The organism is Pseudomonas sp. R3.Fl (genome assembly GCF_023516765.1).
Lineage (GTDB): Bacteria > Pseudomonadota > Gammaproteobacteria > Pseudomonadales > Pseudomonadaceae > Pseudomonas > Pseudomonas citronellolis.
This window is the reverse complement of sequence record NZ_JAMGSO010000001.1, coordinates 640,302-658,764: the sequence shown is the minus strand read 5'-3', so window position 1 is coordinate 658,764 and position 18,463 is coordinate 640,302. Positions and strand designations below refer to the sequence as shown.

The 18,463-nt window shown below is 66.0% G+C and carries 20 protein-coding genes and 1 pseudogene; 10 read left to right on the top strand and 11 right to left on the bottom strand.

Features of this window, described 5'->3' with window-relative positions; translation table 11 throughout:
* The first annotated feature begins 28 nt into the window (after nt 1-28).
* Both flgM and flgN read left to right on the top strand, forming a co-directional pair.
* Nucleotides 29-310 carry a flagellar biosynthesis anti-sigma factor FlgM gene (gene flgM / locus M8R19_RS02690; RefSeq protein ID WP_074981825.1) on the top strand — a complete coding sequence of 94 codons (282 nt, stop codon included), beginning with the start codon at nt 29-31 and terminating at the stop codon, nt 308-310.
* A complete protein-coding gene (gene flgN, locus M8R19_RS02685) occupies nt 307-747 on the top strand; it encodes a flagellar protein FlgN (protein WP_249916932.1) in 441 nt (146 codons plus the stop codon). Before flgM ends, flgN begins: the two co-directional genes overlap by 4 nt.
* A 742-nt stretch (nt 748-1,489) precedes the next feature.
* On the opposite strand, the gene M8R19_RS02680 is transcribed toward flgN, so the two are convergent.
* The 7 genes and pseudogenes from M8R19_RS02680 to M8R19_RS02650 all read right to left on the bottom strand — a co-directional run.
* Complete coding sequence (locus M8R19_RS02680) at nt 1,490-2,227, bottom strand: hypothetical protein (RefSeq protein ID WP_249916931.1); 738 nt, start codon at nt 2,225-2,227, stop codon at nt 1,490-1,492.
* Between the two features lie 26 nt (nt 2,228-2,253).
* Nucleotides 2,254-2,613 carry a hypothetical protein gene (locus tag M8R19_RS02675; RefSeq protein ID WP_249916930.1) on the bottom strand — a complete coding sequence of 120 codons (360 nt, stop codon included), beginning with the start codon at nt 2,611-2,613 and terminating at the stop codon, nt 2,254-2,256.
* Between the two features lie 26 nt (nt 2,614-2,639).
* Nucleotides 2,640-3,272 carry a DUF2931 family protein gene (locus tag M8R19_RS02670; protein WP_249916929.1) on the bottom strand — a complete coding sequence of 211 codons (633 nt, stop codon included), beginning with the start codon at nt 3,270-3,272 and terminating at the stop codon, nt 2,640-2,642.
* 12 nt (nt 3,273-3,284) lie between these two features.
* Nucleotides 3,285-3,920, bottom strand: a complete 636-nt coding sequence (locus M8R19_RS02665; RefSeq protein ID WP_249916928.1) for a DUF2931 family protein — start codon at nt 3,918-3,920, stop codon at nt 3,285-3,287.
* Nucleotides 3,921-3,932: 12 nt separating this feature from the next.
* Nucleotides 3,933-4,577 carry a DUF2931 family protein gene (locus tag M8R19_RS02660; RefSeq protein WP_249916927.1) on the bottom strand — a complete coding sequence of 215 codons (645 nt, stop codon included), beginning with the start codon at nt 4,575-4,577 and terminating at the stop codon, nt 3,933-3,935.
* Nucleotides 4,574-5,848 (bottom strand): T6SS phospholipase effector Tle1-like catalytic domain-containing protein, encoded by a 1,275-nt coding sequence (locus M8R19_RS02655; protein WP_249920128.1) that lies wholly within the window; start codon nt 5,846-5,848, stop codon nt 4,574-4,576. The genes M8R19_RS02660 and M8R19_RS02655 overlap by 4 nt, the downstream gene beginning before the upstream one ends.
* Nucleotides 5,849-6,097: 249 nt before the next feature.
* Nucleotides 6,098-8,077: pseudogene (locus M8R19_RS02650) on the bottom strand (type VI secretion system Vgr family protein); the annotation flags it as partial.
* Nucleotides 8,078-8,427: 350 nt separating this feature from the next.
* Here M8R19_RS02650 and fliD point away from each other — a divergent pair.
* From fliD to M8R19_RS02610, 8 genes are read left to right on the top strand one after another with little or no spacing between them, the layout of a single operon-like run.
* Complete coding sequence (fliD, locus tag M8R19_RS02645) at nt 8,428-9,735, top strand: flagellar filament capping protein FliD (protein ID WP_249916926.1); 1,308 nt, start codon at nt 8,428-8,430, stop codon at nt 9,733-9,735.
* Complete coding sequence (fliS, locus tag M8R19_RS02640; protein WP_009622771.1) at nt 9,732-10,127, top strand: flagellar export chaperone FliS; 396 nt, start codon at nt 9,732-9,734, stop codon at nt 10,125-10,127. The genes fliD and fliS overlap by 4 nt, the downstream gene beginning before the upstream one ends.
* Complete coding sequence (locus M8R19_RS02635) at nt 10,111-10,434, top strand: hypothetical protein (RefSeq protein WP_249920127.1); 324 nt, start codon at nt 10,111-10,113, stop codon at nt 10,432-10,434. Before fliS ends, M8R19_RS02635 begins: the two co-directional genes overlap by 17 nt.
* Before the next feature lie 2 nt (nt 10,435-10,436).
* Nucleotides 10,437-11,546 (top strand): flagellar hook-length control protein FliK, encoded by a 1,110-nt coding sequence (locus tag M8R19_RS02630; RefSeq protein ID WP_249916925.1) that lies wholly within the window; start codon nt 10,437-10,439, stop codon nt 11,544-11,546.
* 40 nt (nt 11,547-11,586) lie between these two features.
* The gene (locus M8R19_RS02625) at nt 11,587-12,072 is read left to right on the top strand and encodes a flagellar basal body-associated FliL family protein (RefSeq protein ID WP_009622764.1); all 486 of its coding nucleotides are present in this window, start codon (nt 11,587-11,589) and stop codon (nt 12,070-12,072) included.
* Nucleotides 12,073-12,082: 10 nt separating this feature from the next.
* Complete coding sequence (locus M8R19_RS02620; protein ID WP_043313285.1) at nt 12,083-12,814, top strand: FliA/WhiG family RNA polymerase sigma factor; 732 nt, start codon at nt 12,083-12,085, stop codon at nt 12,812-12,814.
* Between the two features lie 3 nt (nt 12,815-12,817).
* Nucleotides 12,818-13,690, top strand: coding sequence for a flagellar motor stator protein MotA (gene motA / locus M8R19_RS02615; RefSeq protein ID WP_249916924.1), 873 nt, complete (start codon nt 12,818-12,820; stop codon nt 13,688-13,690).
* Nucleotides 13,687-14,631, top strand: a complete 945-nt coding sequence (locus tag M8R19_RS02610) for an OmpA family protein (protein ID WP_249916923.1) — start codon at nt 13,687-13,689, stop codon at nt 14,629-14,631. Before motA ends, M8R19_RS02610 begins: the two co-directional genes overlap by 4 nt.
* Here the strand turns inward: M8R19_RS02610 and M8R19_RS02605 are convergent, their stop codons facing one another.
* From M8R19_RS02605 to flgA, 4 genes are all read right to left on the bottom strand, one after another.
* On the bottom strand, nt 14,632-15,093 hold the full coding sequence (locus M8R19_RS02605; protein WP_116423216.1) for a hypothetical protein: 462 nt from the start codon (nt 15,091-15,093) through the stop codon (nt 14,632-14,634). It abuts the gene before it with no gap.
* Complete coding sequence (locus M8R19_RS02600) at nt 15,090-15,935, bottom strand: winged helix-turn-helix domain-containing protein (RefSeq protein WP_116423217.1); 846 nt, start codon at nt 15,933-15,935, stop codon at nt 15,090-15,092. The genes M8R19_RS02605 and M8R19_RS02600 overlap by 4 nt, the downstream gene beginning before the upstream one ends.
* 218 nt (nt 15,936-16,153) lie before the next feature.
* Complete coding sequence (gene lafA, locus M8R19_RS02595; RefSeq protein ID WP_074986145.1) at nt 16,154-17,050, bottom strand: lateral flagellin LafA; 897 nt, start codon at nt 17,048-17,050, stop codon at nt 16,154-16,156.
* A gap of 608 nt (nt 17,051-17,658) precedes the next feature.
* Complete coding sequence (gene flgA, locus M8R19_RS02590; protein WP_349654695.1) at nt 17,659-18,282, bottom strand: flagellar basal body P-ring formation chaperone FlgA; 624 nt, start codon at nt 18,280-18,282, stop codon at nt 17,659-17,661.
* Nucleotides 18,283-18,463: the final 181 nt, after the last annotated feature.

The window sequence follows — 18,463 nt, the reverse complement described above, 5'->3', positions numbered from 1 at the left end:
GTAGAACCCCTTTTTTCTGGACGCGAACATGGAAATCACCCGGCAACTCAAGCCCGTCATCGGCGCCCCCGCGCAGAGCGCCGCACCCCAGCGCAGCCAGCGCGAGGAAGCGGCCCGCCCCGCCGCCCAGGCGCCGGCCGGCAGCGGCGCGCTGCCGCTGGAGCAGGTCCAGGAAGCCCTGGGCGCGCTGCCGGAAGTGGACCTGGACAAGGTCGCCGCGATCCGCGACGCCCTGGCCCGCGGCGAAGTCTCCCTCGACCCCGGGGCGCTGTCGCGCAGCATGCTCGACTTCCACGGCGGCGGTGCATGAGCGAAAGACGCGCCCGCCTGCTGCAACTGATCGAGGCCGACATCCGCCTCGACCGCGCGGACTACCTGTACCTGCGCAGCGCGCTGCTGGACCTGCACGACCAACTGCTGGCCCGCGACAGCGAGGCCATCGCCCGCAGCAACATCCGCATCGGCGAACTGGTGGAAGCCGTGCGCCAACGCGCCGACCGCCGCGCCAAGGTGCTCCAGGCCTTCGGCCTGGACATCGGCCGCGCCGGCATGCAGCGCCTGCTCGAACACTTCCCCGGCGCCGGCCGCCAGCCCCTGCAGCGCGACTGGCAGGCGCTGGCCGAGCAGGTGGAGGAATGCCGCCTGCTCAATGAGCGCAATGGCCGCCTGCTGGCGATGCACAACGAGATCATCGGCCAGCTGCTGGCGGGGCAGGGCGGGCATGGGGTGTACTCGCCGGAGTATTGAGGTTTTCCTTTCGCGGCGCCTTCGGGCGCCGTTTTTTTGCCTGGGCTTTGGCTTTTCGTAGGAGCGAGCTTGCTTGCGAAGGGTGTTGCCCGGTGGCTCCAGTGTTGGGCCCAAGAGCGCCCTCTCCCCAACCCTCTCCCGCAAGCGGGAGAGGGGGCTGTCCTGAGCGGTTTGTAGGTCTGGCACCGTCCTTTCACCTCGTCATTCCCGCGAACGCGGGACGCGGCTCCATCGCGAACAGCGCTTGCGCTGGCCCGAAGGGGAATAACCCAGTGACTACAAGGTTCGCGAGCAAACTGCAGTCACAGGATCACGCCGAACCCGCAGCGCGCAGAGGACAGCCCCCTCTCCCTTCAGGGAGAGGGTTGGGGAGAGGGCGCTCTGAAGCCACCGGACAACACCCTTCGCAAGCAAGCTCGCTCCTACGAAGACGTAGGGCGCATAACCGTTCGCGGTTATCCGCCGTCGTCCATGCCACCGGGGCATCCGGCGCGGCCGGTGAATCCAATCGCGGACGGAGTCCGCTCCTACACCCGTGCTTCCCTGGAGCCGTAGGAGCAACTGTCTTGCAGGCTGCACCGGGGGCTCGCTCCTACGAGAAGCCATGCTCGCCTGCAACGCGGACTCTCGATCATCCGTCGTTGAAAACGGTTTTTACCTGGCCACCAGGGAGGCACCGCGCCTGGTTTTCCCCCAGCGCTTGCCTACGGCAAGGTGGCTGGCCAGCACCCCGACAGCCGTATCACTGACGGTCGGACAGGTCGGACTCGGCCCAGTCGATCGCCGAAACCGGTACGACCACGGCGCGCCCGGAGGCATAGAGCGCACAGAACATCGACGAGCACTCGATGATCCTGAAGTCTCCGCTTCGACCTTTCGGGTCGCTCAGCTCGACCCTCGGGGCATTGACGAAGCCGGCCTTCAGGTCCTCCGCCGCGACCTTCTTGCCAATGGCGTAGAAAGGGGAGATGGAAAGCGACAGCAGCAGGGCGATCATGAACATCAGCGCGAATACGCTGTAGCTGACGGTGAATAGCCAGAACAGGTAGAGACCGGCCTCCTTGACGTACTCCGAGAGCAGCCGGTTCTGCCTTGACGCGCTGCGGCGGCTGTCCAGCCTCTTGCCCAGCCGGGCCAGCATCACGCTCATCGGCGCCATGATGAGCACGATCACAAGAGCCATGCCCAGGACCAGGCCGTAGTGTTGCTCCAGCAGCCCGAGGACCCCTTTCAGGCCGGCGAGCATTGCATGGAACCAGCCGATGACTGCGCTTATCAGCGTCGAGGCGGTGTCCTGGGGAAACATCGAGGGCTCGAGCTTGAAATAGCCCAGGTAGGCATCGTGATAGGCCTTGCCGTTGAGGTACAGGATCGGCAGGCTCGCCGCGGTGACGAGGGGGCCCAGCAAGGACAGCATCCTGGCGGACGGCTTCGGTTTCTGTGCCTGTTCCCGGGCTTCGTTCTTTTCCATGGCGGTCAATTCGTGACTCCTTGTATCGTGGGGATTCAATGGGGGGAGCGGAGGTAGCAGCCGCCACCTTCCTCGGCAGCGATGCGCAGGCAGAGCCCGTCCACGCGCAGGGCGCGGTCGCGGAACAGTTCACCCAGGCCGATGACCGCCTTGGGCTTCAGCACCACCTGGCCACCGACGCGCCGCCAGGTGCCCTTGGCGTATCCATCGGCGGCGCCATAGGCGACATTGCCTTCGAAACTGCCGTCTGCGCGCAGCCGCAGCAGCGAGCCCATTTCCATCACGCCTTGCAGCGCATACAGGCCGGCGAGCGCCTGTGTTTCCCGGTCGGGCTTGTCCGTAGTGCACGCGGATAGAAGAGGGAGCGCCAGGGCGAATAGCAGTGACTTTTTCATGATTCCTTTTCCGTGGAGTTGTGGCTTCACCATGAGCCGTAGGGGATGCCGTGCTTATCGACATAGGCGCGGGATTCAGGCTCCAACTCCGGCCATGCGTAACGTCCGCCAGACTTGCCTTCATCAGGGCCGCGCTTGTCGATCTTGGCCTGGAAGCGCCCGATCTCCTTGAACGCCAGGCAGGGGCCGCCAAGCCAGACTTTGGCGATGCCGCCAGGAGCCATGCCGATGGAAATTATCTTGGCGAAGTCGGGTTCCACTTTTCGGGTCGCTACGCAGTAGGCTTGCTGCGGCTTGACCATCTCATCGCGAACCCATTGCGGGATATTGATGCGTACGTTGTAGGTCTGGGGTTCTACCAACGACTGCCAGCGTACGAAGATGATTTCCGGCAGGTCGACATTGCCGATGGGCTTCATTTTTCCTCCGCCCTTGTGCCAGCCTTCCGGTTTTCGGGTGTAGCTGACCACCCCTGCGTGTACCCGTTCAAATGCCAGCCCTCGTTGATCCACCACATCCACGCTTTCTACCCAGACCTCCATATAGCGGGGGGCGGCTGTCGCAATATACCAAGCGTCGTAGGGCAGTTTGGGACGGCCTTGACCAGACGTGCATCCGCTAAGAAGCAGGGCGAGAAAACAGAAGTAGAAGTTCTTCATGTAGGGCTCCCCTCACCATGATCCATAGGGGATGCCATGCTTCTCTATATAGGTACGGGATTCAGGTTCTAATTCCGGCCATGCGTAACGTCCGCCAGACTTGCCTTCATCAGGGCCGCGCTTGTCGATCTTGGCCTGGAAGCGCCCGATCTCCTTGAACGCCAGGCAGGGGCCGCCAAGCCAGACTTTGGCGATGCCGCCTGGCGCCATGCCGACAGCGATTGTCTTGCGGTAAAGATTGTCGATCCACTTGCCATCCCATTGGCAGAAGGCTCGTTGTGGTTCGACCATTTCATCGCGAACCCATTGCGGGATATTGATGCGTACATTGTAGGTTTGTGGCTCTACCAGCGACTGCCAGCGAACGAAGATGATTTCCGGTAGGTCGACGTTACCGATAGGTTTCGTTTTCCCGCCGCCGTTGTGCCAGCCTTCCGGTTTGCTGGTATAGCTGACTACGCCTGCATGTACGCGTTCAAATGCCAGTCCTCGTTGATCCACCACATCCACACTTTCCACCCAGACTTCCATATAGCGGGGTGCAGCTATGGCAATGTTCCAGGCGTCATAGGGCAGTTTGGGACGGCCTTGACCAGACGTGCATCCGCTAAGGAGCAGGACGAGAAAACAGAAGTAGAAGTTCTTCATGTAGGGCTCCCCTCACCATGATCCATAGGGGATGCCATGCTTCTCTATATAGGCGCGGGATTCAGGTTCTAATTCTGGCCATGCATAACGTCCGCCAGACTTGCCTTCATCAGGGCCGCGCTTGTCGATCTTGGCCTGGAAGCGCCCGATCTCCTTGAGTGCCAGGCAGGGCCCGCCGAGCCAGACTTTGGCGATGCCGCCTGGCGCCATGCCGACAGAGATTGTCTTGCGATAGAGGTTGTCGATCCACTTGCCATCCCATTGGCAGAAGGCTCGTTGTGGTTTAACCATCTCATCGCGAACCCATTGCGGGATATTGATGCGCACGTTGTAGGTCTGTGGCTCTACCAGCGACTGCCAGCGAACGAAGATGATTTCCGGCAGGTCGACGTTGCCGATGGGTTTGATTGCTCCAGTAACCCCGCGAGTTGGCCAGCCGCGAGTATTTCTACCGGTGTAGGAAGGCACGCCAGAATGCACTCGTTCAAATGCCAATCCGCGCTGATCCACCACATCCACGCTCTCTACCCAGATTTCCATAAAGCGTGGTGCGGCGATGCCTATGTACCAGGCATCGTAGGGCAGCTTGGGATGGCCATAACCGTTCGCACAGCCGGCCAGTATCAGGATGAGCAGACCTATCCAGAGAGCTTTCATTCCGGGTAGCCCTCCTGCGGTTTGTTATTGAATATCAGGCGTCTATTGGGCGCAGGCTTGCTCAGCAGCAGCCCAGAAGAGCTGGGTGTCCAGTGCGCGGAGATGTGAATGAAACGGCTCCAAAGCAATTGGTTCTCTTCCGGGTACAAGGTATTCGTTCCGCCCTGGGCATAGGTCAGAGTCCTTTCCGCTATCGGCCGCAAATCTGTCGGAATCGAATACTGCGAGTTTTCAGGAATCGTTCTGAATGGTACGTCATGCTTTATGGCCATCTCTCGCATGATACGTAAAGCCACTTTCGACAAGTCCCCGTATACCTTGCGCTGAATTGCCAGAGCGACCATTACCTTTTCGGTCTGGCTGTATCTGTCGTTCGGTGATTCCGGAAGTTTCCAGCAAATAGGGGTTACTTGTCCGCTGGTGGACATTCGCTCTGTCTCCCATTTGTAGGCTTCCGCCTCCAGGCGTTGCCAGGCCGAAGTCTGCTCCAGGGGGCGATTGGGTGTCAGCACTAAGACTTGTGGCTTGCTCAGCAGCAGCTTTTCCTCCATCTGCGGGAGGTAGCCGCCGCCGATATCGGAATGCGCGCCAGGCAGTTCGATTTCCTGGTGATGGGGCGCCACGCTGTTCAGGGCGAAGTTCCAGCGGCGTTCGTCGCGGGCGCTGAGTTGCAGCACCTTGCGGGCGCAACCTGGTGGCAGGTAGAGGTTGACGCCGGGGTTGAGATGGTTGGCGGGGCTGAAATCGCCGCGCCAGGGCGCGACTATGGCGGCGACGGTATCGAACAGGCCGATGAAGTTGATCTGTACATCGGTTTCCCAGTTGAGGCTGTCGGGCAGACCGAGTTGCCCGGGTTTCAATGTTTCTGCCAGAACCCCGCCCTGGGGCTTGAGTATCTCATTGGCAAAGTGTCGTGCCGCCGCTGCACCTCGGCTGAAACCGAAGATATCGAACTCCAACTGGCTAATTTTGACGGTCGGGTTTGTATCTTGGAAAGTTCGTAGCTGCTCTATTATTTTGATCGGACTTTGTTCTACTCGCCCTACCACTCCTGAGGTGCCCTGACCGCTGGCCTGGCTAAGCAACGAATCATTGTCTCCGCTGCTGGTGCCTATTCCGTCTATGTATGACTTCACATACCCCAGTCGTGCATCAGGTGTCAGTGCGTCGGTTGCATTGTCCGTATACAGATCGAAGAGCAACGCCACATTGCTCGGCGCATTGCCATAGCTGTTATTGGGCGTGGTGCTGAATACGCCTGCCTCGTTCATGTCCTTGAAGCCATATCGGGCGCAGTGCTGGGCGACGCTTTGCAGGGTTTCGTCGCTGTAAAGTTCGCGGTCGTCGCGGCGGCATTGGGCGGTCAGCGCGGCGTTCGCCTGGTTGTTGCCGGTGCCATCGAAGAACACGCCGATCCGCAGGGTGATGCCGGTTTCCTCCTTGGCTTCCTCCAGTTCCTCTTCTTCCTCCTCTTCCTGGAGTTCCGCCTCTTCCAATGCCTGGGCCAGGGCGGATGGCTGGGCGCGGGCCAGCAGTTGGCCTGCCAATGCGCTGGCCGCTGCGGCAGGTAGCCAGGGGCCGCGAAGACGCAGGCCCGAACCGCTGCCAGGCGAGCCGCCGGCGTTGATCTTCGCCAGCGGACCGAACACGGTGACACCGCTGGCGTCGAGCTTGATGAAGCTGTCGCTGGCCTTGAGGGTCAGTTCCTGGCCGGCCTCGATCACCAGTTTCTGCCCGGCCTTGAGGTGGATTTCCCGGCCGGCGCGGGTCAGCTGGGCATTGCCCAGGCGGATGTGCTGGTTGTTGGCCACCGCCAGGTGGTCGTCGAGCTTGGCTTCCACTTTGCGGTCGAGGTGGATGGTCTGGTGTTCCTCGGCCTTGAACTCGCTGTAGGCGTTGGCTTCCACGGTGTCGTGGCGCTCGTGGCCGACGCGGATCTTCTGGTCGTGCTCGATGTTTTCGTCCCAGTCGCGCTGGGCATGCAGGTAGATCTGTTCCTGGCCCTTGCGGTCCTCGATGCGCAGTTCGTTGTAGCCGCTGCCGCCCGGCGAGCTATTGCTCTTGAACAGGGTGCGGGTCTTGTGGGCCGGCAGTTCGTAGGGCGGCAGGTGCTCGGCGTGGTACAGGCAGCCGCTGACCAGCGGCTGGTCCGGGTCGCCTTCGAGGAAGTCCACCAGCACTTCCATGCCGACGCGCGGGATGGCCACGGCGCCCAGGGCGTTGCCGGCCCAGCCGCTGGCCACGCGCAGCCAGCAACTGGTCTTGTCGTCGGCCTGGCCCTCGCGGTCCCAGTGGAACTGCACCTTGACCCGCCCGTACTTGTCGCAGTGGATTTCCTCGCCCGCCGGGCCGGTCACCACGGCGGTCTGGGTGCCCAGCACCCGCGGCTTGGGGTGGGCCAGCGGCGGGCGGTAGTGCACGTCCCAGGGGGTGGCGAGGAAGCGGTTGCGGTAGCCCTGGTGGAAGTCGTCCTGGCTGTCGGCGGTGTCGCTGGTGATGGACTCTTCCAGCACCTGCGGCTGCCTGCCTTCGTGCAGCACCTCGGTGAGCAGCCAGAGGTCGTTCCATTCGCCGCGCGGGTGCTCGGACATTTCCAGGAAGTGGCCGCTGCACAGGCTCGGCTGGTCGCTGCGGCCCTCGGCCTGGCGATAGTCGGCGCGGTGCCTTTCCAGGCTGCGCTGGCTCAGCAGCTTGCCGCGCTCGCGGTCGGTGAAACGACCGGGGTAGTCGTAGTCTTCCAGGTCCGGCTGGTCCTGCTCCTGCTGCGGCCGGTAGGCCGCTTCCATGCGCAGGCGCGGTTTCTGGAAGTCGTAGTCGCGGCGGGTCACGCGGCTGGTGCGGCCTTCCAGGCGCAGGACGAAGCCCTTGATCACCGGCTCGTCGGCCACCAGGCCGGTATCGGCGATGTAGGGTGTGGGCTGGCCCAGGCGCGGGAAGGCGGTCTGGTCGTCGCCGAACACCAGCAGGTGCCCGTCGGGGCTGTGCTCGAAGTGGTAGTGGAGGCCCTCCTCTTCGCACAGGCGCTGGACGAAGTGCAGGTCGCTCTCGTCGTACTGGGTGCAGTAGTCGCGCGGCGGGTAGACGGTGGGGCCGAGCTGGAAGCGGTAGGCGTCGGCGAGGATGCCGTGCTCCTCCAGCACCCGGGCGATGATCTGCGGCACCGTCAGCTGCTGGAAGATGCGCTGGTTGCTGCGCAGCGCGAGGTAGGCCAGCTGCGGTGCCAGGACCACCCGGTAGCGGGTCAGGCGCTGGCCGGCGTCGCCTTGCCCAGCCAGTTGGATCAGCCCGTGGACGCCCGGCCCGCTGGGGCTGAAGGCGAGGAACGCGGGCTTGTGCAGCAGGGCTTCCAGGTCGAGGCCGGGGCGTTCGCTGACCAGTTCCAGCTCGAAGCGGTAGGGCTGGCTGATGGCTTCGCGACCGTGGAAGCGCAGGACCTGGAAGTCGTGCTCCAGGCCGTCGAGGGTCAGGCTGAAGTGGGTCTGGTTGGCCGGGATGAACATGCTCGGGCTCCCTGGTGCGGAGCCCGTCATTAAGGGGACGAAGCCGGGAGCTGGATGTCGGCCGTTTCCGAGAGTGTTGGAGGACGCAGGTGAAGGCATCTGCAGATGCCAAGCCGTTGCCGGTCAGCCCGGCCCGCGTATCGGCGGCCTTAACCCATGCCTGTATCCGGTCGCCTTGGAGGGAGAGCACCTCCCGCAGCGCCAGGCGGAAACGACATTTCCGGCCCGGCTTCCGGTTCCTCCGTGCGGAAGCGTCCTTTCACCTCGCCCTTGCCCGCAATGCCCGGAATACGGGCCTTCCAGGCGTTGGCACCGATATTGCTCCCAGGCTCGCAAAGGGGTACCCGACCATGGCAACCATAGATTCCGATTACGTCCAGCAGATGGCGACCCAGCTGGCCCAGTACGACATCCAGGCGTCGCAGACGCGGCTGAACCGCAACAAGACCAGCTACAACAGCGAGCTGTCCGCGGTCACCCAGCTGAAGTCGGCGCTGAGCACCTTCTCCTCGGCGGTGAGCGGGCTCAAGAGCAGTTCCAGCAGCGCCAGCAACATGCTGGTCAACAGCGCCACCTTCAGCGCCGAGGGCTATGCCACCGCCAGCGTCGGCTCCACCGCGGTTTCCGGCAGCTACCAGTTCTTCGTCAAGCAACTGGCGGCCAAGGACCAGGTGGCCCTGCAGGGCCTGAGCGACGGCGACCTGGGCAGCGGCGACCTGACCATCGGCCAGGGCAGCGACAGCTTCAGGATCGACATGAGCGGCATCACCAACCTCAGCGCCCTGGCTTCGGCCATCAACGGCGCCTCCGACAACACCGGGGTCAAGGCCACCCTGGTGCGCAGCGACGGCGCGGTGAACCTGGTGCTGACCAGTGACGAGAGCGGCGAGGACCAGGCCATCAGCCTGTCCAGCAGCAATGCCGCGATGCAGGGCTCCATCGATACCCGCAAGCAGCTTTCCAAGGCCCAGGACGCCATCGTCTACCTGGGCGGGCAGGGCGGCATCGAGCTGCGCAACGCCAGCAACACCTTCGACAAGGCCATCGACGGCGTGAGCCTGACCTTCACCAAGGTCAGCGACCCGGCCGAGGCGCCGCTGAGCCTCGACATCGGCCGCGACAAGGACGCCACCAGCAAGAAGCTGCAGGGCTTCCTGGATGCCTACAACACCCTGATGAGCAGCATCGGCACGCTGACCGCCAGCGGCAGCGGCAGCACAACCCGCGGCGCGCTGGCCGGGGACTCGGCGGTGCAGGCGATCAAGTCGGCGGTCAACGGCCTGATCCGCACCAGCTTCGGCGGCGTCAACCTGATCGGCTACGGCGTCAGCGCCGACAGCAGCGGCAAGCTGACCCTCGACAGCAGCAAGCTGGAGAAGGCCCTGGCGCAGAACGCCGACGGCTTCGAGCAGTTGTTCAGCGACAAGGGCAACCTGATCGACAGCCTGAGCAGCGCGCTCAAGACCTACACCAGCTCCACCAGCGGCCTGCTGACCTCGCGGGTGAACAGCCTGAACGACAAGCTGGCCGACATCGACGACCAGTTCAACGACCTGCAGACGCGCTACAACAACTCGTACGCGCGCTACCTCAAGCAGTACACCAACCTCATGCAAGTCATGAATTCCATGGACCAGACCTCCAGCATGTTCACATGACCTATTCGATGAACGAAGGCTACGACAGCTACCGCACCACGGACCTGGAGGCGCGCGCCGCCGCGGCGTCGCCCTACGAGCTGGTGCTGGTGCTGTTCGACGGCCTGCTCGACGAACTGGCCCGCGCCCGCGGGCATATCGAGGCCAAGCGTTTCCAGCACAAGGGCCGCTCCCTGGACAAGTGCATGAACATCCTCAACGGCCTGTCCAGCGCCCTCGACTACGAGGCCGGCGGGCAGGTGGTGCAGGACCTGGCGCGGCTCTACGACTACTGCATCTACCGCCTCTCGGACGTCAGCGTGAACCTGTCCCTGGAGGGCCTGGACGAGGTGGCCGGCCTGCTCGGCACCCTGCGCGAAGGCTGGGCCGGTGTCCATGCCGCCCGTGGCTGACCCGCGCGTGCACGCGCTGCGCAGTCTCCACGCGCGCCTGGGCGAGGTGCTGGCGCGCGGCGAGTGGGCGAACCTGGGCGAGGTCGACGGCGCCATCCGCGCGCTGCTCGAACGCCTGGCCGCCGGCCCCGCGCTGGACGCCGCCGGCATGGAGGCCAAGCGCCGCTTGCAGCAGTTGCACGAGCAGGCGCGGCGCGCCTGCGCGCAGGAGGTGGAGCGCCTGCGCCAGTTGCTGGCGAGCCACCTGGAGTATGCCGAAGGGCGCTCCGCCTACATGCAGATAGACCGCCTGCTGGCCGGGAGATGACAGTGTTGCAGCTGAACAGCCGCCTGGCCGCGGACGCCGCGCCGGGCAAGGACGCGCCCCTGCCGGCCGTGCCCGCCATGGGCGCCGGGCAGATGGCCGAAGGTGCCGCCGCCAGGGGGGGCTCGGAGGCGGCGGGCGAGGTGCTGCCGGCCTTCGCCGCGCAATTGGCCAAGGGCACGGAAGCGGCCGAAGCGCCGGCGGAAACGCCATCGACCCCCGCCGACCCGGCCGCATCGCAGGACGCACAACCGCAGCCCGACCCGAGCCTGGGCGCCTTGCCGGGCGCCGAACAGTGGCTGGCCAGCATGCTCGGCCAGCGCGAGGTGACGCTGCAGGCCCGCGATGCCGGCCAGGCCGGCGATGCCGCGAGCGCCCCGATCTCCCGCGGCCTGCCCGCCAACCTGCCGCTGCCGCAACTGCCCCAGGGCGTGGTCGAGGCCGCGCCGACGCCGGCCCAGGGCCAGCCGCTGCCGAGCCTGGCCCTGCCGGCCAAGGCCGATGAAGCGCCGCAGACGAAGACCGAAACCGCCAGCGACGAACTGCTGCGCAGCCAGCTCGACAAGCTCGCCGGCCAGGCGCAGCCGAGCGCTGCGCCGGTGCAGGCGAACGCCCCGGCCGTGGCGAGCGATGCCCAGCCGCTGCCGGCCAGCCACATGCCCGAGCGCCAGCTGAACCTGCAGGCGCCGGCCGAGCGCTGGGGCGAGCAGTTGCTCAACGCCCTGCGCGACAACGTCGAACTGCAATTACGGCATAACCAGCAGAGCGCCGCCATCCGCCTGGACCCGCCGGAGCTGGGGCGCCTGGAAATCTACCTGAGCCGGGACAACGCCGGCCTGACGGTGCAGATCCACGCCGCCCAGGGCGACGTCGCGCGTCTGCTGCAGCAGGGCGCCGAACGCCTGCGCCAGGACATCGCCGGGGCCAGCCAGCAGCCGGTGGAGGTGCAGGTCTCCGACGGCCGCGCCGGCCAGCAGCAGGCGCAACAGCAACAGGCCCAGCAGGGCCGCCCGGCGCCCTGGCTGGACGATGCGCCGAGCCGCGCGGCAGTTCTGGAACCCGAAGCGGCGCCGGACGAGGCACGCCGCCCGGGCGACGTGCTGGTCACCGTCTAGCGCCGGGCAATCAATGCAAACCGAGGATCGGGAAACCGTCATGACGATGCGCCGCATCATGTTGTTGTTCACTGTTCTGAATCTGCTGATCGCCGCCGGCGGCGTGGCCGGCACCTGGTACCTGGCGCGCCCGCTGCTGGCCGCCCAGGCCAAGGCCGGCGAGGCGGCCGGCGCCGGGCAGGACGCGGCGCAGGAAGAGGAAGCGCCGGGCGAATACGAGTTCTTCCCGGTCAACAAGATCATCGTCAGCCTGCCGGGCAGCGATGGTCGTGAGCACTATTTCGTGCTCGACCTGGTGCTGCAGGCCGAGCTGGGCACCGAGCAGAAGAAGCTGCAGCAGATCGACCCCGTGGTGCGCAACTCGGCGGTGGCGCACCTCTCCGCGCTGACCTACGAGCAACTGCGTGGCAAGAGCATCCCGGCGCTGCAGGGCGAGCTGGAGCAGGTGCTGCTGGCCGACTTCGCCACGCGCAAGGTGGCCGCGCCCTTCCAGCACGTGCTGGTCAGCAAGCTGATCGTGCAATAGGGGCCCGCCCATGAACGCCCACTGCGCCCTCGACTACCGCAACCCCGCCGAGGCGGGCCACCCGGCCTTCGCCCCGGGCGCCGAGCAGCAATGGCTGATGCGCTACCTGCCGCTGGTGCGGCGGGTGGTCAGCCAGCTGTCGCTGCAGGCCAACCAGGTGCTGGACCGCGAGGACATGGAGCAGATCGGCCTGATGGGCCTGCTGGAAAGCCTGCGCCGCTACGGCACGCCCGACGAGCAGTTCGCCGGCTTCGCCGTGCTGCGCATCCGCGGCGCCATCCTCGACGAGCTGCGCCGCCAGGACTGGCGCCCGCGCCAGGTGCGGCTGCAGGCGCACAAGGTGCGCGACGGCATCCGCGAGCTGGCCCGGCGCCTGGGGCGGGTGCCCACGGACAAGGAAATCCTCGCCCACACCGGGCTCGACGAGCGCGCCTACCAGGACTACCTGCAGGCCGAGGCCTGCGAGGCCATCGAGAGCCTCGACGCGCTGCTCGGCGAGGGCCTGGAGAACCTGGTGGACGGCGAGTCGGCGCTGGAGGCGCGGGTGCTGCGCGAGCGCATGCTGGCCCAGGCCCTGGCGCAGCTCAGCGAGCGCGAGCGTCTGGTGCTGACGCTGTACTACCAGCACGAGCTGAGCCTGAAGGAAATCGCCCTGGTGCTCGACGTGAGCGACGCCCGGGTCTGTCAACTGAGCAAGCAGGCGCTGAACAAGGCCTGCCGCTACCTGAGCGAGAGAAGCTGAATCATGCAGAAAGTCATAGGCGCGCTGATCATCGTCGCCTGCGTCCTGGGCGGCTACGCCATGGCCCACGGCGATATGCGCGTGCTCTGGCAGCCGGCCGAGGTGGTCATCATCCTCGGCGCCGGCCTGGGCAGCCTGGTGGTGGCCAACCCGCGCGAAGTGCTGCTGGAGATGCTTTCCCAGGTCAAGGGCGTGTTCGTCTACAAGCGCCGTGGCGAGGAGTTCCAGCGCCAGTTGCTGATGCTGCTCTACCAGCTGCTGGAGATGGTCGAGGTGGGCGGCCTGAAGGTGCTCGACGAGCACATCGAGGAGCCCGAGCAGAGCGAGCTGTTCGCCCGCTACCCGCTGATCCTCCAGGAAAAGAACCTGATGGCCTTCATCGCCGACAACTTCCGCCTGATGGCCATGGGCAAGATCAGCGCCCACGAGCTGGAAGGCTTCCTCGAACAGGAGCTGGACGCCATGGAGCACGCCCTGCTGCAGCCGTCGAAGTCGCTGCACAAGGTCGGCGAGGCCATGCCCGGCTTCGGCATCCTGGCGGCGATCATGGGCATCATCATCACCATGGGCAGCATCGGCGGCACCATCGGCGAGGTGGGCGCCCATGTGGCCGCGGCGCTGGTGGGCACCTTCCTCGGCATCTTCTTCTGCTACTGCCTGCTCGACCCGCTGTCCAACGCCATGGCCCAGCGGGTGAAGACCGAGCTGTCGGCCCTGGAATGCGTGCGCACCACCCTGGTCGCCCACGTCGCCGGCAAGCCCACGCTGCTGGCGGTGGACGCCGGGCGCAAGCTGATCGAGCAGGACGTCAAGCCGGCCTTCCGCCAGCTCGAGACCTGGGTCAACCAGTACGAGGACGAAAGGGAAGCGGCATGAGGAAGCGTGGCGAGCAGCCCCACGAAGTCATCATCAAGCGGCGCAGCAAGAAGGGCCACGCCGAGGAGCACAGCTCCGCCTGGAAGGTGGCCTTCGCCGACTTCACCCTGGCGATGATGGCGCTGTTCATGGTGCTGTGGATCGTGCAGCCGCGCAGCGTGGTGCAGAACCCGGCGGTGGGCGACCTGCAGAGCAACCCGCTGGTGGACGGCGGCGCCGGGGTGTTCGACGGTTCCAGCCGCACGCCGGTGGAACTGGACGGCCTGCCCATGCCGGTGCAGCCGCAGAACCCGCCGCGCACGCCCGAGGGCACCCGCGCCAGCGTCGACGGCACCCAGCCGGGCGAGGGCAGCGAGCCGCGCCACTACGATTCCAGCGTCGACCTGCAGGAACTGGCGGCGCTGATCCGCGCGGTGTCCGCACAGACCGACGCGCTTGCCAACATCGAGGTCAAGGTGGTGCCCCAGGGCCTGCGCGTGCTGATCAAGGACGACCCCAAGCGCTTCATGTTCCCCCGCGGCAGCGCCATCCTCGATCCGCATTTCCGCACGCTGCTGGCGGCCCTGGGCGGCGTGCTGGCGAAGGTCGACAACCGCCTGATCCTCAGCGGCCACACCGATGCCGTGCCCTACCGCGGGGCCAACGGCTACAACAACTGGAATCTCTCCGGCGACCGCGCCCTGCAGGCGCGCAACGTGCTGGTGGACGCCGGCCTGCCGGCGAACAACGTGCTCCAGGTGACCGCCCAGGCCGACGGCATGCCGCTGCTGCCGGAGGACCCGCAGAACGGCGCCAACCGTCGCATCGAACTGTTGTTGCTGACCGACAGCGCCGAGCAGCTGTACCGCCAGTTGTTCAGCGATGAACAGGCGCGTGTGCAGGTCGGTTCCGAGGGGGCGAAGTTCAGTGGCGGGCAGGGGGCCTCTGCGGCCAAGCCTTGATCAGGGCTCGCCGGCGAAGTGCTCGGCACAGTAAAGCTGGCGGGTTTCCTCGGCTAACAGGCAGTCGCCGTGGGGCTGCAGGTTGAGCACGCTGTCGTTGTCGCTGCCGTAGAGCAGGTTGAACAGCAGCTCGTTGTCCAGTTGCGCGGCCTGCTGCAGTTCGGCCAGCTCGCTCTTTTCCACGCGCAGGCGCAGGTGATCGAGGAAGCCCGACTCGACGCTGCCGGAGGTCTTCTGCACGGTGTCGCCTTGGCGCGTCACCGCATAGAAGCGGCCGTCGCGCAGCAGCAGGCTGTGCTCCAGGCGCAGGACGCGGCCGTCGGCGAGGATCAGCTGGCCGCTGCTGCGGTAGCGGCCGTCGAACTCGCTGGCGGAGCGGTAGTTGAGCCAGGTGGCGGTCATCCCGCTGAACAGGCCCAGGCTCAGCATTGCGCTGCCGGCGAGCAGGTGCAGACGCTTCATGGCAGGCAGCTCCGCAGTTGCTCGTCGCCCAGGCGGGCGAGCTGGTCCTGGTGGATCAGCAGCAGGCGGGTGGAGGCCTGGGCGCTGCTGCAGGCCACTTCGTAGAAGCCGGCATGGCGCGACAGGGTGAAGCGCGCGGGCTGCTCGCTCAGCGCGGCCAGGCGCGCGCTCAGGGCGCCGGTGCGTTCGCGCAGCTGGGCCAGGCCCTGGGCGCGCGCATCGAAATAGGTGAAATGCTTGTTGCCGATGTCCAGGTCCGCGCGCAGGTCCTGGGTTCGCTGCAGGGCATAGTGCAGCGTGGCGGCCAGGGCCAGCCCGGCCAGCAGCAGCGGCGCCGCCACGGCCAGCTGCTCGGGCCTGCGCCAACGGCGGGCCGGTCGCAGCGGAGGGGTGGCGGGCATGGCGGCCGGGGCTGGTTCCTGATCGGGGAGGGGCGCGTCCTCGGCTTCGACCGGTGCGCGCACGGCGAAGCGCGGGTTGAGCATGTAGCCGCGGCGCGGCAGGGTCTGGATGATCTCGCGGCGCTTCTCGTCGCCGAGTATCTGCCGCAGCGTGTAGATCTGCTGGTTGAGGCTGCCCTGGCCGACCACCCGGTCGCTCCAGGCGTGGGCCAGCAATTCGTCGCGCGCCACCACCTCGCCGGGTTCGCGCAGCAGGCGTTCGAGCAGGCGGCTGCCGGAGAAGCCCAGCTCGACCTTTTCCTCGAAGCCCTCGCGCTGCAGCACCAACTGGTACAGCTCGGGCTGGAAGTGGGCGAGGCAACCGTCGGCCAGGCCGGTACGGATGAGGCGGGCGGGAAGGGGGCGGGCGTCGGCGACGGGCGTGATCTGAATCATGTCCATGAAGCGTCTGGCGGCCTGTCCCTGTACGAATTCGTATCGGTTCTGATGAAGAGGGACGACATTCTGGCGTCAATAAAATGTAGAGACAAGTCCCATTTCTATACCTTTCTTGCTTGACAGATTGCTAATTCCACTCGCGTCGCCGGATTCCCCGGCCCCAACGGCAAACGCCCCGAACGGGTCGGGGCGTTTGCTTTCGGTCAGTTGCGCGGGGCGGATCAGCCCAGCAGGGACATGACCATGCCCGGCATCTGGCCGGCCTGCTTGAGCATGGAGATGCCGGACTGCATCAGCATGCTGTTCTTGGTCATGGCGGCCGATTCGGAGGCGAAGTCGGCGTCCATGATGGTGCCCTTGGCCACGTCGGTGTTGTCCTTCATGTTGGCCAGGTTGTTGGCGGTGTGGTTCAGGCGGTTGATGTTGGCGCCGAACTGGGCGCGCAGGGTGCCGATGCTGTCCAGGGCGGTGCTCAGCTTGTCGATCATGCCGTTGGCGTTGGCCGCGCTCAGTTCGCTGCCGCTGGCGGCGGTGGCTGCGCCGCTGGCGGCGTAGACCGAGGAGATGTCGCTGAGCTTGGTGGCGACGTCGGTCAGGTTGGTGGAAGCGTCGACCGCCAGGGTCTCGGCGCTGCTGGCGCCGATCTGGAAGCTGATGGAGGCGGAGAACTTGCCGTTGCTGCCGTTGACTTCGGTGCCGTCGCTGAACAGCTTGTCGCCGGCGTAGCTGGTGTTCTTCATGATGTTGGCCAGCTCTTTGCCCAGCTCGTCGTACTCGGACTGCATGGAGTCCTGGTCCTTGGAGCTGTTGGTGCCGTTGGAGGACTGGGTGGCCAGGTCCTTCATGCGCTGGACGATGTCGGTCATTTCGCTGAAGGCGCCTTCGGCGGTCTGCAGCAGGGACACGGAGTCGTTGACGTTGCGGGTGGCCACGGCCATGCCGCGGGACTGGGCGTCCAGGCGGGTGGCGATCTGCAGGCCGGCGGCGTCGTCGGCGGCGCTGTTCACGCGGTAACCGGTGCCCAGGCGCTGCTGGTTGGTGGCCAGCTTGGCGTTGGTCTTGTTCAGGTTGGTCTGGGTGGTCAGGGCGGAATAGTTGGTATGGATCGACAGAGCCATGGAATGAATCCTCGGATTGGGCTTGTGTAAAGCCGGCTTTGATCGCCTGCTGAAGGGGTAGGGCGACCGGGGTGGAAAAGGGCTTAAGGGCCGATTCGAGAAAATCTTGCGGGAAGGCATCGCGGACAGAGTCCGCTCCTACAGCCCCAGGGAAGCACGGCTTTTCGTAGGAGCGAGCTTGCTCGCGAATGAGCCCGGCAGCGGAGCCTGTTCGCGAGCAAGCTCGCTCCTACGAAGAGCACCTCGGCGCGATCGACAAGGCAACTGCTCCGGCCGCACCAGGGACGCACGGACGTAGGACCTTGTCCGCGATAACTGGAGGTTCCGGCGCGATTCGCGGATAAGATCCGCTCCTAGGCTGCTCCACCCGTGTCATTCCCCTGTAGGAGCGCGCCCTGCGCGCGATTCGCGGGCAGGGCCCGCTCCTACAGTCTGCCGTGAAACCTGGCATTCTCCCCCCGTAGGAGCGGACCTTGTCCGCGATAACTGGAGGTTCCGGCGCGGTTCGCGGATGAGATCCGCTCCTACGCTGCCCCACCCGTGTCATTCCCCTGTAGGAGCGCGCCCTGCGCGCGAATCGCGGGCAGGGCCCGCTCCTACGGGCTCGTTCATTCGAAGGTGCTGCTGACCACCCCCGCCTCGACCACCCGCGCCTGGATCACCTTCTCGCTGCTCAGGTTGCGTACCTTGATCACTTCGCCCTGCTGCCCGTTGGCCAGGGCCTGGCCCGGGGTGCTGGCCTGGATGCCGTCGCGGCTGGCGTTGATGCGGACCTGCTGGCCGCGCTTGACCAGTTGCGCGCTGCTGAGCACCTGCGGGGTGAGCAGCTGGCCGGCGCGCAGGCGGCGGCGGGCGCCCTGGCCGATGACCTGTTCGGGGCGGGTGAAGAAGCCGTGGTGGGCGCGGGCGATGTTCTGCGCTTGCAGCTTCAGGTCGCCGGCGCCCAGGACCTGGCCGCGGTCGATGATGGCGGCGGTCACCAGCACCGGCAGGAAGGCGTCGGCCTGGCTGCTGACCGTCACCGCCCAGCCGGCGCCGTCCGCGCAGCGGACTTCGTAGCGCTGGCGGGCCAGGGCCGAGGGTTCGTCGCTGCGCCTTTGCAGTTGCAGTGGCTGGCTGCAGGGCGCCGGCGGCAGGCTGCCGAGCAGTTCGTGGCTGAACTGGCTGCGCAGGCCCTGCCAGCCGTTGCGCCGGGCTTCTTCACGCAGCTGGGCGTCCAGTTGCGCGTTCACCGCCTGTTCGACCTGCGCGCGGACTTCGCCGGCTGCCTCGCAGGTGGGGCCGGCCAGGCCGGCGGCGAGGACCAGGAAGAGGGCGGAAAGGCTTTTTCCGCCCCGGCCCGCCAGGCGACGCGAAAGCGGAAGCCGGGGGGCGGCCGGGGGCTGGCGGTGTGGGCTGGAGGTCAGTGAAATC